Source organism: Variovorax sp. Soil_C_17, from assembly GCF_057657265.1.
Genome location: NZ_JBDGIT010000003.1, coordinates 817,362 through 829,664, shown reverse-complemented (window position 1 = coordinate 829,664; position 12,303 = coordinate 817,362). Strand labels below are relative to the sequence as shown.

Genomic DNA, 12,303 nt, shown 5'->3' with positions numbered 1-12,303 from the left:
CCATGCGTACCACCACCCCAAGAAAAAAGCTCAACGGTTCCACCTTTCCTCGCGCCTCCCATCGCATCGACATCACGGCTGCCGCGAAGGCCCTGGTGCTGCAAGGCGGCGGCGCTCTCGGCGCCTACCAGGCGGGCGTCTATGCCGGCGTGTACGAGAAGCACAAGGCGCTCGACTGGGTGGCCGGCGTGTCGATCGGCGCGATCAACGCCGCCCTGATCGCGGGCAACCCGCCCGAGCTGCGCGTCGCGCGCCTGCGCGAGTTCTGGGACCTCGTCTCCTCGGGCCCCGCGCAGCGGCTGCCGCCCGGCTGGGGCGACCGCGCGTTCTTCAATCAGTGGAGCGCGAACTCGGCCGCACTGTTCGGCGTGCCTGGCTTCTTTACGCCGCGTCGCGACCCCGCGCTGCTGCTCGGCGGCGCGGCGCCGCTGCTGAGCTACTACGACACCTCGCCGCTGAAGTCCACGCTCGAACGCCTGGTGGACTTCGACCGCATCAACGACTGCGACATCCGCTTCAGCGTGGGCGCGGTCAACGTGCGCAGCGGCAACTCGATCTACTTCGACAACACGAAGCAGCGCATCGGTCCCGAGCACATCATGGCCAGCGGCGCGCTGCCGCCCGGCTTCGCGCCCGTGCACATCGATGGCGAGGACTACTGGGACGGCGGCATCGTCTCCAACACGCCGCTGCAGTACGTGCTCGACACCCATCCGCGCACCGAGTCGCTGCTGGTGCTGCAGGTCGACCTGTTCAGCGCCCGCGGCAACATGCCGCGCACGCTGGCCGAGACCCTGGAGCGGCAGAAGGACATCACCTACTCCAGCCGCACCCGCATGAACACCGACGCGCTGGCCTCGAACATGAACCTGCAGCAGGCGGTGGCCGACCTCATCGCCAAGCTGCCGGCCTCGCTGCGCAACGATGCCAGCGTGGCCGCCGTGTGCGCGCAGCTGACGCACCAGCCGGTCGAGATCGTGCACCTGATCTACCGCGACAAGCCCTACGAGCTCGACTCCAAGGACTACGAGTTCTCGCGCACCTCGGTCGACGAGCATTGGGATGCGGGGCTGCGCGATATCCGCAACACGCTGGAGCATCCGGAGTTGCTGCGCGCTGCCGCGCAGGTCAACGGCGTCACCACCTTCGACCTGACCGAAACCCACGAGCCGCGCGTCCGGCACCCGATGCGGGTGCCGGCCATGCAGTCGGCGACGCAATGAGCGGCATCCGAGGCCGAAGAGGGTCGGCCTGGTTCATGCCACAACAATAGGGCTTAGAGCTTGAGCTCCCAGGTCTCGCCCACCAGCTGCTGGCCGAAGCCCTCGTAGGGTTCGGACTTCACGAGCTCGAAGCCACGCGCCGCGTAGATGCCGCGCGCGGCCAGCAGGCAGCTGTTGGTCCACAGCACCATCTTCCTGTAGCCCTTGCGGCGGGCGAAGGCGATGCATTCGTCGGTGAGCCGCGCCCCCAGCCCCAGGCCCCGAGCTTGCGGCGTCAGGATCAAGAGGCGCAGCTGCGCCACCGTGGCCGACTTGCGCACCAGGAACACGGCGCCCACGCGCTCGCCGTTGAGCTCGGCCATCCAGCAATGCTCCCACTCGGGCTGAAACTTGCGCAGGAACTCGCCGGCAATCTCGGCCACCAGGGCCTCGAACTCGCTGTTCCAGCCGTACTCGCGGGCGTAGAGCTCGCCGTGCTGCTGCACCACCCAGCCGATGTCGCCCGGCTGCGGGTCGCGCAGGACCGCGGTGCCCGGCCTTGGCGGCGCGTGGGCGTCGGGCTCGATCAGCGCCTGCACCGTCTGCATCGCATCGATCAGCCGGCGCCGTTGCGGCGCCGAGAGCGGGGCAAGCAAGGCGCTCGCCTCGTCGCGCGATTTCTGCTGCAGCGGCGCGAAAGCGGCATGGCCCGCCTCGGTCAGGCGCAGCAGGCTCTGTCGCGCATCGCGCGGATGCGTCTCGCGCACGAGCCAGCCCGCGCCTTCGAAGCGGCGCAGGATGCGGCTGAGATAGCCGCCGTCCAGGCCCAGGTCCTTCGCGATCTCGCTGGCCACCGCCTGCTCGCGGTGCGCCAGTTCGTAGAGCACCCGCACGTCGGTCAGCGACATGTCGCTGCCCAGGTAGGGGTCGAGGGCCCCGATGCGGCGGGTGTAGAAGCGGTTGAACTGGCGCACGGCCCGGACTGCGGCGACGTCGGGCGCGGTGACGGATTCGGCGGACATGCTTGCCATTGTCAATGGATTGATTGACTTGAGCAATCAATTACATGCTCACCGCTCGGGCGGCATGGCCTTTGGAGGCGACGGCCGGGGTCTTAGCCCGTAAAATCGCGGGTTGCCCGAAACCGGGCCACCGCGGCCTGCCTGCCGCCACCTCCCACATGAACGCCCCCGTCGACGTCTCCTTTTTCACGCGCGCCGCCAAGCCGCTGACCAGCTACCGCAAGTACTGGGCGGCCCGCTTCGGCACCGCCAGGTTCCTGCCCACCTCGCGCGCGGAGATGGAGGCGCTGGGCTGGGACAGCTGCGACATCGTGATCGTCACCGGCGACGCCTACGTCGACCACCCGAGCTTCGGCATGGCGGTCATCGGCCGCATGCTGGAGGCGCAGGGCTTCCGGGTGGGCATCATCGCGCAGCCGGACTGGCACAGCGCCGATCCCTTCAAGGCGCTGGGCAAGCCGAACCTGTTCTTCGGCGTGACCGCCGGCAACATGGATTCGATGATCAACCGCTACACGGCGGACCGGAAGATCCGCAGCGACGACGCCTACACGCCCGGCGACGTCGGCGGCCGGCGTCCCGACCGTGCGGCCATCGTGTACTCGCAGCGCTGCAAGGAAGCCTGGACCGACGTGCCGATCGTGCTCGGCGGCATCGAGGGCTCGCTGCGCCGCATCGCCCACTACGACTACTGGCAGGACAAGGTGCGCCGCTCGATTGTGGTGGATGCCAAGTGCGACCTGCTGCTCTACGGCAATGCCGAGCGCGCCATCGTCGAGATCGCGCACCGCCTGGCCGCCCGCGAGCCGGTGCAGCAGATCACCGACGTGCGCGGCACGGCCTTCGTGCGTCGCGAGACGCCGCAGGGCTGGTTCGAGATCGACTCCACCAGCGTGGACTTGCCGGGCCGGGTCGAGGCGCATGTGAATCCGTACCTCATGGTGTCCGAGCAGGCGAAGGCGAATGGGGCGAGCTGTGCGAAGGAAGAGGAAGCGCAGGCCGTCGCTGCGGCAGCCGAGGCCCGGTCTTCACTCCCTCTCCCGCGCGCGGGAGAGGGGCGGGGCGAGGGCGCGGCGAAGCCGCTCCGCTTCGTCCCGAATCCGAGCCTTCGGAAAGCGGAGAACCCTCACCCCAGCCCGCTCCCGCAAGCGGGAGAGGGAGCGGGTCCGCGTGTGAAGCCGCCGCCGCGCGACCGCTCGGTGATCCGGCTGCCCTCATACGAGCAGGTGCGCGCCGACCCGGTGCTCTACGCCCACGCCAACCGCGTGCTGCATCTCGAGACCAACCCCGGCAACGCCCGCGCACTGGTGCAGGCCCACGGCGAGGGCGCGACAGCGCGCGACGTCTGGATCAACCCGCCGCCCATCCCCCTGACCACGGCCGAGATGGACTACGTGTTCGATCTGCCCTACGCCCGCAGCCCGCATCCGCGCTACGCCGACGAGCACGGCAGCCACGACGGCGCCACCAAGATCCCTGCCTGGGAGATGATCCGCTTCAGCGTGAACATCATGCGCGGCTGCTTCGGCGGCTGCACCTTCTGCTCCATCACCGAGCACGAGGGGCGCATCATCCAGAGCCGCTCGGAGGACTCGATCATCAAGGAGGTCGAGGCCATCCGCGACAGCGTCAAGGGCTTCACCGGCACCATCTCCGACCTCGGCGGCCCGACCGCCAACATGTACCGCATCGGCTGCAAGTCGCCCGAGATCGAGGCCGCCTGCCGCAAGCCCAGCTGCGTGTACCCGGGCATCTGCCCGAACCTCAACACCAGCCACGACCCGCTGATCAAGATCTACCGGCGTGCGCGTGCGCTCAAGGGCATCAAGAAGATCCTGATCGGCTCCGGCCTGCGCTACGACCTGGCGGTGCAGTCGCCCGAGTACGTGAAGGAACTGGTGCAGCACCATGTGGGCGGCTACCTGAAGATCGCGCCCGAGCACACCGAGCAGGGCCCGCTCACCAAGATGATGAAGCCCGGTATCGGCAGCTACGACCGCTTCAAGCAGATGTTCGAGAAGTTCAGCGCCGAAGCGGGCAAGAAGCAGTACCTGATTCCGTACTTCATCGCCGCGCATCCGGGCACCAGCGACGAGGACATGATGAACCTCGCGCTCTGGCTCAAGCGCAACGGCTTCCGCGCCGACCAGGTGCAGACCTTCTATCCCTCGCCCATGGCCACGGCCACCGCGATGTACCACACCAACAAGAATCCTCTTCGAAAGATCACGCGAGAGAGCGAGACGGTGGACATCGTGCGCGGCGACAAGCGCCGTCGCCTGCACAAGGCCTTCCTGCGCTACCACGACGCCAACAACTGGCCGCTCTTGCGCGAGGCCCTGAAGAAGATGGGCCGTGCCGACCTGATCGGCAACGGCAAGCAGCATCTCATCCCGACGTACCAGCCGCTGACCGACGGCAGCTACCAGAGCGCGCGGCGCAAGAACTCGACCCCGGTCGTCTTGAAGCCGGTGCAGCCCGTCAAGGGCCGCATCCTCACGCAGCACACCGGGCTGCCGCCGCGCGAGACCGGCACCGGCCGTGCCAAGCCGGCGCGCAAGGGCCGCTGAGCAGACCCGTGCGCCGGCGCTGGCGGGTCGCCGGCGGGCTGCCCGGCGTGGCGAGGGCGCTGCCGGCGCGACGGCTTCGTTCAGGCGCCGTTCGTCCGGTGGCTGTATGGTGTCGTGGATGAACTGGCTCCCGGCCCCTTCCCTGCACCTTGCGTTCCGCATGGGGCTGGGGCTCTTCCTCGTCACCTGCGCCATCGTCGGCGAGGCTGCCCCGGCCGATGCCGGCTCGGCCCCGGCCTTGCGCGAGCAGCACCAGAAGCTGGCCGGCCAGCTCGCCCGCAGTCCGCTGCGCCGGCCGCTCCACCTGGAATCGGTCGAGACGGAGGGCGGGCTCCAGGGCGACGTCTACGCCGTGATCGACCATCCGCTGGAGCAGGTGCGCGCCGCGCTCGCCGACGGCACGCAGTGGTGCGAGATGCTGCTGCTGCACGTCAACAACCGCCGTTGCCGCGTGAGCCGGCAGCCCGAGGGCGAGACCCTCACACTCAGCGTGGTGCAGCGATACGACAAACCGGTGGACCAGGCCTTCGAGCTGCCCTTCCGGCATCGGACAACGAGCGACGCCAAGGACTACCTGGCGGTCAAGCTGTCGGCCGAGAGCGGGCCGATGGGGACTAGCAACTACCGCGTGACGCTCGAGGCCGTGCCGCTGGGCGAGCGCCAGACCTTCCTGCATTTCGGCTACGCCTACGACCACCACATGATCGCGCGGCTTGCCACCATGGCGTACCTTGCGACTTTCGGCAGCCACAAGATGGGGTTCACCGTCATCGGCAGGACGCCGAACGGCGAGCCCGAATACATCCGCGGGCTGCGCGGCCTGATGGAGCGCAATGCCATGCGCTACTTCCTGACCCTCGATGCCTACCTGGCCGGGCTCGACGCCCCGCCGCCGGAGCGGGCCGAGAAGCGCATGCGCCGGTGGTTCGAGGAAGTCGAGCGCTACCCCGCGCAACTCCACGAGATCGATCTGGCGACCTACCTCGAGCACAAGCGCAGCGACCGGCGGCGGGACGCGGTGAAGCCGTAGCCCACCTGGCCGGCTCAGCGCAGCACCAGCACCGGCGTGTGCGAATGCGTCAGCACATGCAGCGTCTCGCTGCCCATCAGCAGACGCGAGATGCCGCGCCGGCCGTGCGAGGCCATCACGATCAGGTCGCTCTTGTGGACGCGGGCTGCTTCGATGATGGCCTCGGACACCAGCTCCGACTTCATGACCACGGCGCGCGTGCTCTTGACGCCCCGGCCATCGGCCTTGGCCTTCACCGCGTCGACCACGCGCTGTGCTTCGGCGTCGGCCTGCTCCTGCATGCGCTGGACTTCCATCTGGCTCAGGAGCAGGGAGCCTTCGAAGTAGCCGGTGGGGTAGTGGTGGACCACCTTGACGGCGACCAGCTCCGCGTTCATCAGCAGGGCCAGGTCGATCGAGGCGGTCACGGCCAGTTCCGAGAGCTCGGAACCATCGGTGGCGACGAGTATGCGTTCATACATGGCGCTCTCCCGGGACGGGAACGCCCGTCCCCGGTGCCAGATTAGCGCCGTGCCGCAGGCGCAACAAGGCGCGCGGCGCGGTTCTAGGCGACGCGCCCTAGCCCTGCACCTCGCGCCAGGCTTCGTACAGGTCCTGGCCTTCGGGCCGCACCCGCAGGCCGGCGAGCTTCATCTCGCGCTGCTCGATCGGCCGGGCGATCTCTGCGTAGCCGCGCTCGGCGGACAGGTCGTAGGGCGCGCCGTCCTCGTTCGAGTAGGCGTAGTAGACCGACTTCACCCCCGCCAGGTACATGGCGGTGAGGCACATCGGGCAGGGATAGCCGCTGGCGTAGACGGTGCTGCCGCTCAGGTCGGTGCTGTTCTGCGCGCGGCTGGCGGCGCGCACCGCCTGCATCTCGGCATGGGCCGAGGGGTCGCACAGTGCCTCGACCTCGTTGACGGCGCGCGCCAGCACCTGGCCGTTGCGCACCAGCACCGCGCCGAAGGGCCAGGTCTTGCGCTCGCGCACGTTCTCCATGGCCAGGCGGATCGAATCGAGCAGGTACTTCTCGGTGTCTTTGTCTTGGGTCATTCGCTGGGTTCTTCGTGAGGATGAGCCTCGACCTGCATGCCGCCGATCGGCCGGCCGGTGCGGACGTCGAGCACATGGGTGGTGATGCCTGCCATGAGAGGGGCCCCTTGTCGTGAGTGTGCGTGCGGCTCAGCTGCCGCGGGAATAGGTGTAGGCCCAGGGCCCGAACTGGATCGGCCGATGCGCAGGCCGGAGAGCGCGAAGCGCCGGCGTGCGGGTTGCTGGATGGCTTTCGTTCAGATCTCCTTGCGTCGAGATTTGCGAGCGATGAACGCGATGACGAGGACCGCGGCGAGCAACTCTCGTGCAGCAGACGCCGGGGCTGGGGACGCCCGTGCGAGCGGGGCTTGTGGTTCGAGGTCGCCGCTCGCATGATGCGAGGCAACGGGCATCGCTCTTGCATTGGAGACGGCCATGACCTTCACCCGCCCCACGCGCCGCGGCGCGCTCCAGCTGTTCGCCGCCGGCGCCGCGTCGCTCGCGCTGCCGGCCCTCGCCCAGTGGCCCGACAAGCCGATCAAGATCGTCGTCACCTTTCCGGCCGGCGGCGCCAGCGACATCCTGGCCCGCGTGATGGCCGAGCAGCTCGGCAAGAAGCTGGGCCAGCCCGTGGTGGTGGACAACAAGCCCGGCGCGGGCGGCACCATCGGAGGCGCGCAGGTCGCGGCGGCGGCGCCCGATGGCTACACGCTCATGCTCTCGAACACGACGCCCATTGCGCTCGGCCCCTTCGCGCTCGAGAAGCAGCCCTACGATCCGGTCGCGGCGTTCACGCACATCGCCTACCTGGGCTCGGCACCGCTGGTGGTGATGGCGAGCAAGGAGTCGGGCATCAAGACCTTTGCCGATATGGAAGCCCGCGCGCGCAAGGAGGGCCGGCTGGACTTCGGCTCCGGCGGGCCGGGTTCGGTCGGCCACATCCACGGCGAGCTGATCCGGAAGATCGCGGGCGTCAACATGGTGCACGTGCCCTACCGCGGCGGTGCGCCGATGACCACCGACCTGATCGCCAACGTGATCCCGGTGGGCATCGACGTGCTCACGGCCTTCGTGCCCTTCTTCAAGAGCGGCCAGCTCGTGCCGATCGCGGTGACGAGCCAGGCGCGCTCGCCGCTCACGCCGGAGGTGCCGACGGTGGTGGAGATCGGCCAGCCCAAGCTGGTGCTGGAGAACTTCTTCGGCCTGAGCGGGCCGGCGAAGCTGCCGGCGGCGATCGTCACCCGGCTCAACGGCGCGTGCAACGAGGTGATGGTGCTGCCCGAGGTGCAGAAGAAGATGCTCGAGCTGGGCATCGTCGGCAAGCCCGAGAGCACCGCGCGCTTCGAGAGTTTCGTGAAGGACCAGGTCGGCGTGCTCGGGCCCACGGTGAAGGGCGCGGGCATCAAGCTCTGAGCCGTTTCAGCCTTCCAGCGTGAGCAGCGGCACGTCGCGCTCGCGCGCAAGGGCTTCGAGCTCGGCGCGCGTGCGGGTTTGCAGCCAGGCGGCCAGTGCTTCGCGCGTGGCCGGCGCCATCATGTCCCGGGCGCCGAGGCCCGCCGCCTCGCACAGGCGGGCCGCGAAGTGCGGCTCCAGCGCGGCGATGGCCACGCGCCCGTCGGCGCAGGCATAGACGCGGTAGCCCGCATGCGCGCCGCCCACCGCGCCCGTGGGCCGGGTCAGGCCCCAGCTGCGCGGCAGCGCCAGCCAGTCGGCGGCGGCATTGAGGGCGACCTCGAGGTAGAGGCCGCTTCCCGGCCTGCTGCGCGCGTGGAGCATGGCCTGGAGCACCGCCTCGCTCGCCAGCAGCGCGCCGCCCATGTCCGCGTAGAGCGTGGGCGGCAGCTCGGTGCCGGTTACCAGGCCGCTCTCGGCCAGGTAGGTGAGGTCGTGGCCCGGCTCCTCGGCCCGCTCGCCGGGGGCGCCGACGATCGCCACCTGCGAGAGGGCAGGGTGGCGTGCCTGCAGCGCCTCCCAGCCCAGGCCCAGCTTGGCCAGCGCGGAAGGGCGGAAGGAGGTCAGCAGGACCTCGGTCTGGTCCAGGGCCTGGTGGAGCCGGTCCAGGCCGGCCTCGGTCTTCAGATCGGCCGTCGCCACCCGCACGCCTTCGTGCAGCGCCGCGTAGGCAGCCTGGTTGTAGTGGGCCATCGGGTCGCCCGCCGGCGGCTCGAACTTCAGGCAGGTGGCGCCCATGGCGCGGCAGCGCATCAGCGCTGCGGGGCCGGGCAGGTTGAGCGCGAGGCTCAGCACGCGCACGCCCGCAAGGGGCGCGAAGGCGGGGGTGGAAGATGCTGGCATGGCGGATTCCTCGAGCGCTGCTGTCACCTTTGGAGCTTACCGGCTCGGCCGCCTCGCTCTACGATGTGGCTGCGCAAGCTCATCCACCAGAACCAAGGAGACCCTATGTACCAGAGCGATCTCATGGCCGGCCGGCGCATCCTCGTCACCGGCGGCGGCACCGGGCTCGGCAAGGCGATGGCCGAGCGCTTCCTCGGCCTGGGCGCGGATGTCGCGATCTGCGGCCGGCGCCAGTCGGTGGTCGAGGAAACGGCAGCGCAGTGGCGCGCGCAGTTCCCCGGCCGCAAGGTCGATGCCTTCGGGGTCGACATCCGCAACGCGCAGAGCGTGGAGGAGATGGTGGAGTCGCTCTGGCAGAGCGGCGGGCTGACAGGCCTGGTCAACAACGCCGCCGGCAACTTCGTCGCGCCGACCGAGAGCCTGTCCTCGCGCGCCTTCGACGCCGTCGCCAACATCGTCTTCCACGGCAGCTTCTACGTGACCCAGGCAGTGGGCAAGCGCTGGGTCGGGGAGGCGAAGGCCGGGCAGTGGAAGGCGGGCGATCCGTACCGCAGCGTGATGAGCATCATCGTGACCTGGGTCGACAACGGCGGCCCCTACGTCGTGCCCTCGGCGATGAGCAAGGCCGGCGTGGAGGTGATGACCAAGTCGCTGGCCACCGAATGGGCCCGCTACGGCATCCGGCTCAACGCCGTGGGGCCGGGCGAAATCCCGACCGAGGGCATGAGCAAGCGCCTCAACCCCGGCGAGGAGCCCGGCGCCCGCAGCAAGCTGCGCAATCCGATGGCGCGCACCGGCCAGATGAGCGAGCTGCAGAACCTGGCCGCCTTCCTGATGGCACCCGGCCAATGCGACTGGCTGACCGGCCAGAGCATCATGATGGACGGCGGCCACGCCCTGGCCACCGGCGGCAACTTCTACGAGCTGCGCGAATGGAGCGATGCGCAGTGGCAGGAAGCGCGCGAGCGCATCGAGGCGCAGAACCAGAAGGACAAGGCGCAGAGGTAGGCTTATCGCTCCGGGACGCTGTGCGGCGGCGCACAGAGCGTCAAGAAGACTTGGCAATAGTTTGCTTGCGAAAGCGTCGGCCGCAATCTACTCGAGCAGATCCGCGTAGCTTTTGCGGTCAGCGGCGTAGCAGCCGCATGCCGCTGCCTCGAGCCCGGCGCGGTCGAGCACCGTGAGATCACCCCGCGTGTATTCGATCAGGCCTTTTTGCTGCAGCATGCCGGCTGCTGCAGTGATGCCGACGCGGCGCACGCCCAGCATGTAGGCAAGGAATTCATGCGTCATCCGGAAGTTGTCGGAATGCGCGCGGTCCTGGCTCATGAGCAGCCAGCGCGCGAGCCGCGGACCGATCTCATGGAAGCGAAGGCATGCCGCAGAGGTGGTCAGCTGGGCCATCAGGACGCACACGTAGCGGTCGAGCACGCGCTGAAGCGCTTCGCTGCTTGCCAGTTCCGCCTGAAAGGCCTTGCTGCTGATGCGCCATGACGAACCTGGCCCTTGCACCACAACCCGCAGCGGCGCGGTCATCACACCCAGCGCGACATGCGCACCAACCATGCCTTCCCTGCCGACCATTCCGACTTCCAGGGAGGGACTGCCGTCGGTCGTCGCGACGAGTGAGATGAAGGCGCCGACGGGGAAGTAGACGTAGGGCGTCGAATCGCCGCGCACACACAGCACGTCCGCGAGGACGAGCTGCACTTCTTCGCAGCTCGAAAGAAACTTCAGACGATCGCTGCGCGGCAACAGCTTGATCAAGTGATTGTGTACAGCGGCCATATCGGCCTCCCATGTTGCTCGCACCGGCGAACGACGGGAGGCGAACAGGAGCAGAACGCTGGGGCCGGATACCGTTTCGAGTGGATGGAGAGAGTATGCGCCACAGCGCGCCACTCCGCGGCTTATTTCGCCCGCTCGTCGGGAAGCAGGCGGTCGTACTCTTTCTTCACTACCGCATAGCATTCGCAGGAGCGTTGCTCCAGGCGATCACGATCGAGCACTCTGATGGCCCACGGGCGTAGCGAATGAGACCAGCAGCTTGCAACTGCTGCGCTGCCTCTGTCACTCCTTCGCGGCGCACACCCAACATGTTGGAGATCAGTTCCTGGGTCATCACAAGCTCGTCCCCAGAAAGGCGATCCAAACTGAGCAGAAGCCAGCGGCACAATTGCTGGTCCAGAGAATGATGGCGATTGCACACCGCCGTTTGCGACATCTGGGTGATCAGCGCCTGGGTGTACCTCAGCAAAAGGTGCAGCACAGCGCCGGCTCGGTTGAACTCGGCTTTAAGCGCATCTGCGCTGAGCCGGAACCCGCTGCCGGCGCTTTGCACCACTGCGCGATTTGGGGTGGATTCGCCGCCCATGAAAAGCGAGATGCCGACGATCCCCTCCTTGCCAACGACGGCAATTTCGGCCGACGCGCCGTTCTCCAGGACGTACAGCAGCGAAACGATGGCGGTGGTCGGGAAGTACACATGACTGAGCGTCACACCGGACTCGTACAAGACATGGCCGAGCGGCAGGTCCACACGTTCGAGTTGGGGCAGCCACCGCTGCAGTTCAGCGTCGGGAAGCGCCGCAAGCAGACGATTTGCTCCGGGATCGAGGATTGTGACCATCTCGGACTCCACACCATGCCGGACGCCGGGAATCACGAAGAGGATGCCACTACGACGACTCAATTATTGACAGGAGGCGGCCAACGCCATCCCCGAAAACCGAATGAGTTCGCAGCGTATGACGCTTCACCAAAACCACCTACTTTCACTTGAGACCCGTATTTGCCTGAACCGAGGCCAGCATGCGCTCACGATCCACCGCGATCTGCGCATCCTTGTGCTCCTTGCTGGCTACCGCAGCTTCAAGTGCTTCATTTACCGCGCGCACTGTATCTTCGTTGACCACCTGCTCGCCGAGCGACTTGACACGAAGACGCTGTCCATCCGCCCTCACACTGAAACCCTCGACATTCAACGAAAGCAATGCTTCGTGATCAATCGCGCTATCCACATTGAACAACACATCGTGCACGCTGTTTGTGCCATCTTTGTTGATGGAATAGATCTTCATGGAAAGTCCTCCAGCGAGAGGAGGTTTTATATTGGCAGCCGATCGGACTTCCCGCTGTCGGACTGGGCCCCGTCGAGTCGCCCCATAAAAGAT

General features: G+C 67.7%; 11 protein-coding genes and 1 pseudogene. 5 read left to right on the top strand and 7 right to left on the bottom strand.

All coding sequences use genetic code 11. The annotated features are described in order from the left end of the window. Positions 1–2 precede the first annotated feature (2 nt). Positions 3–1,223 (top strand): patatin-like phospholipase family protein, encoded by a 1,221-nt coding sequence (locus AC3A6Y_RS19090; RefSeq protein ID WP_487869779.1) that lies wholly within the window; start codon positions 3–5, stop codon positions 1,221–1,223. 53 nt (positions 1,224–1,276) lie between these two features. Here AC3A6Y_RS19090 and AC3A6Y_RS19085 read toward each other — a convergent pair whose 3' ends face one another. Next, a complete protein-coding gene (locus AC3A6Y_RS19085) occupies positions 1,277–2,224 on the bottom strand; it encodes a bifunctional helix-turn-helix transcriptional regulator/GNAT family N-acetyltransferase (RefSeq protein WP_487869778.1) in 948 nt (315 codons plus the stop codon). A 158-nt stretch (positions 2,225–2,382) separates the two neighbouring features. On the opposite strand from AC3A6Y_RS19085, the gene AC3A6Y_RS19080 reads away from it, so the two are divergent. Both AC3A6Y_RS19080 and AC3A6Y_RS19075 read left to right on the top strand, forming a co-directional pair. Beyond that, on the top strand, positions 2,383–4,794 hold the full coding sequence (locus tag AC3A6Y_RS19080; RefSeq protein WP_487869777.1) for a YgiQ family radical SAM protein: 2,412 nt from the start codon (positions 2,383–2,385) through the stop codon (positions 4,792–4,794). A 118-nt stretch (positions 4,795–4,912) separates the two neighbouring features. After that, positions 4,913–5,824, top strand: a complete 912-nt coding sequence (locus AC3A6Y_RS19075) for a hypothetical protein (RefSeq protein ID WP_487869776.1) — start codon at positions 4,913–4,915, stop codon at positions 5,822–5,824. A 14-nt stretch (positions 5,825–5,838) separates the two neighbouring features. Here the strand turns inward: AC3A6Y_RS19075 and AC3A6Y_RS19070 are convergent, their stop codons facing one another. Both AC3A6Y_RS19070 and AC3A6Y_RS19065 read right to left on the bottom strand, forming a co-directional pair. After that, positions 5,839–6,285 (bottom strand): universal stress protein, encoded by a 447-nt coding sequence (locus AC3A6Y_RS19070; protein ID WP_487840351.1) that lies wholly within the window; start codon positions 6,283–6,285, stop codon positions 5,839–5,841. 97 nt (positions 6,286–6,382) lie between these two features. Beyond that, the gene (locus AC3A6Y_RS19065) at positions 6,383–6,856 is read right to left on the bottom strand and encodes a nucleoside deaminase (protein WP_487869775.1); all 474 of its coding nucleotides are present in this window, start codon (positions 6,854–6,856) and stop codon (positions 6,383–6,385) included. Between the two features lie 414 nt (positions 6,857–7,270). On the opposite strand from AC3A6Y_RS19065, the gene AC3A6Y_RS19060 reads away from it, so the two are divergent. After that, on the top strand, positions 7,271–8,248 hold the full coding sequence (locus tag AC3A6Y_RS19060; RefSeq protein ID WP_487869774.1) for a Bug family tripartite tricarboxylate transporter substrate binding protein: 978 nt from the start codon (positions 7,271–7,273) through the stop codon (positions 8,246–8,248). Positions 8,249–8,254: 6 nt separating this feature from the next. Here AC3A6Y_RS19060 and AC3A6Y_RS19055 read toward each other — a convergent pair whose 3' ends face one another. After that, complete coding sequence (locus tag AC3A6Y_RS19055; RefSeq protein ID WP_487869773.1) at positions 8,255–9,130, bottom strand: CoA transferase; 876 nt, start codon at positions 9,128–9,130, stop codon at positions 8,255–8,257. 105 nt (positions 9,131–9,235) lie between these two features. Between AC3A6Y_RS19055 and AC3A6Y_RS19050 the strand changes: the two genes are divergently transcribed. Next, positions 9,236–10,138 (top strand): SDR family oxidoreductase, encoded by a 903-nt coding sequence (locus tag AC3A6Y_RS19050; RefSeq protein WP_487869772.1) that lies wholly within the window; start codon positions 9,236–9,238, stop codon positions 10,136–10,138. An 87-nt stretch (positions 10,139–10,225) separates the two neighbouring features. Here the strand turns inward: AC3A6Y_RS19050 and AC3A6Y_RS19045 are convergent, their stop codons facing one another. The 3 genes and pseudogenes from AC3A6Y_RS19045 to AC3A6Y_RS19035 form a co-directional block, all read right to left on the bottom strand. Beyond that, complete coding sequence (locus AC3A6Y_RS19045; RefSeq protein ID WP_487869771.1) at positions 10,226–10,897, bottom strand: Crp/Fnr family transcriptional regulator; 672 nt, start codon at positions 10,895–10,897, stop codon at positions 10,226–10,228. A gap of 143 nt (positions 10,898–11,040) precedes the next feature. Beyond that, positions 11,041–11,759 (bottom strand): annotated as a pseudogene (locus AC3A6Y_RS19040) (Crp/Fnr family transcriptional regulator). Positions 11,760–11,904: 145 nt separating this feature from the next. Further along, entirely contained in the window at positions 11,905–12,210 is a 306-nt protein-coding gene (locus AC3A6Y_RS19035; RefSeq protein ID WP_487869770.1) for a hypothetical protein, read from the bottom strand. Positions 12,211–12,303: the final 93 nt, after the last annotated feature.

Coding starts and splice junctions, on each gene's coding strand:
- AC3A6Y_RS19055 (WP_487869773.1), bottom strand. CDS start 9,130: ATGCCAGCATCTTCCACCCCCGCCTTCGCGCCCCTTGCGGGCGTGCGC.
- AC3A6Y_RS19065 (WP_487869775.1), bottom strand. CDS start 6,856: ATGACCCAAGACAAAGACACCGAGAAGTACCTGCTCGATTCGATCCGC.
- AC3A6Y_RS19060 (WP_487869774.1), top strand. CDS start 7,271: ATGACCTTCACCCGCCCCACGCGCCGCGGCGCGCTCCAGCTGTTCGCC.
- AC3A6Y_RS19090 (WP_487869779.1), top strand. CDS start 3: ATGCGTACCACCACCCCAAGAAAAAAGCTCAACGGTTCCACCTTTCCT.
- AC3A6Y_RS19075 (WP_487869776.1), top strand. CDS start 4,913: ATGAACTGGCTCCCGGCCCCTTCCCTGCACCTTGCGTTCCGCATGGGG.
- AC3A6Y_RS19035 (WP_487869770.1), bottom strand. CDS start 12,210: ATGAAGATCTATTCCATCAACAAAGATGGCACAAACAGCGTGCACGAT.
- AC3A6Y_RS19080 (WP_487869777.1), top strand. CDS start 2,383: ATGAACGCCCCCGTCGACGTCTCCTTTTTCACGCGCGCCGCCAAGCCG.
- AC3A6Y_RS19050 (WP_487869772.1), top strand. CDS start 9,236: ATGTACCAGAGCGATCTCATGGCCGGCCGGCGCATCCTCGTCACCGGC.
- AC3A6Y_RS19070 (WP_487840351.1), bottom strand. CDS start 6,285: ATGTATGAACGCATACTCGTCGCCACCGATGGTTCCGAGCTCTCGGAA.
- AC3A6Y_RS19085 (WP_487869778.1), bottom strand. CDS start 2,224: ATGTCCGCCGAATCCGTCACCGCGCCCGACGTCGCCGCAGTCCGGGCC.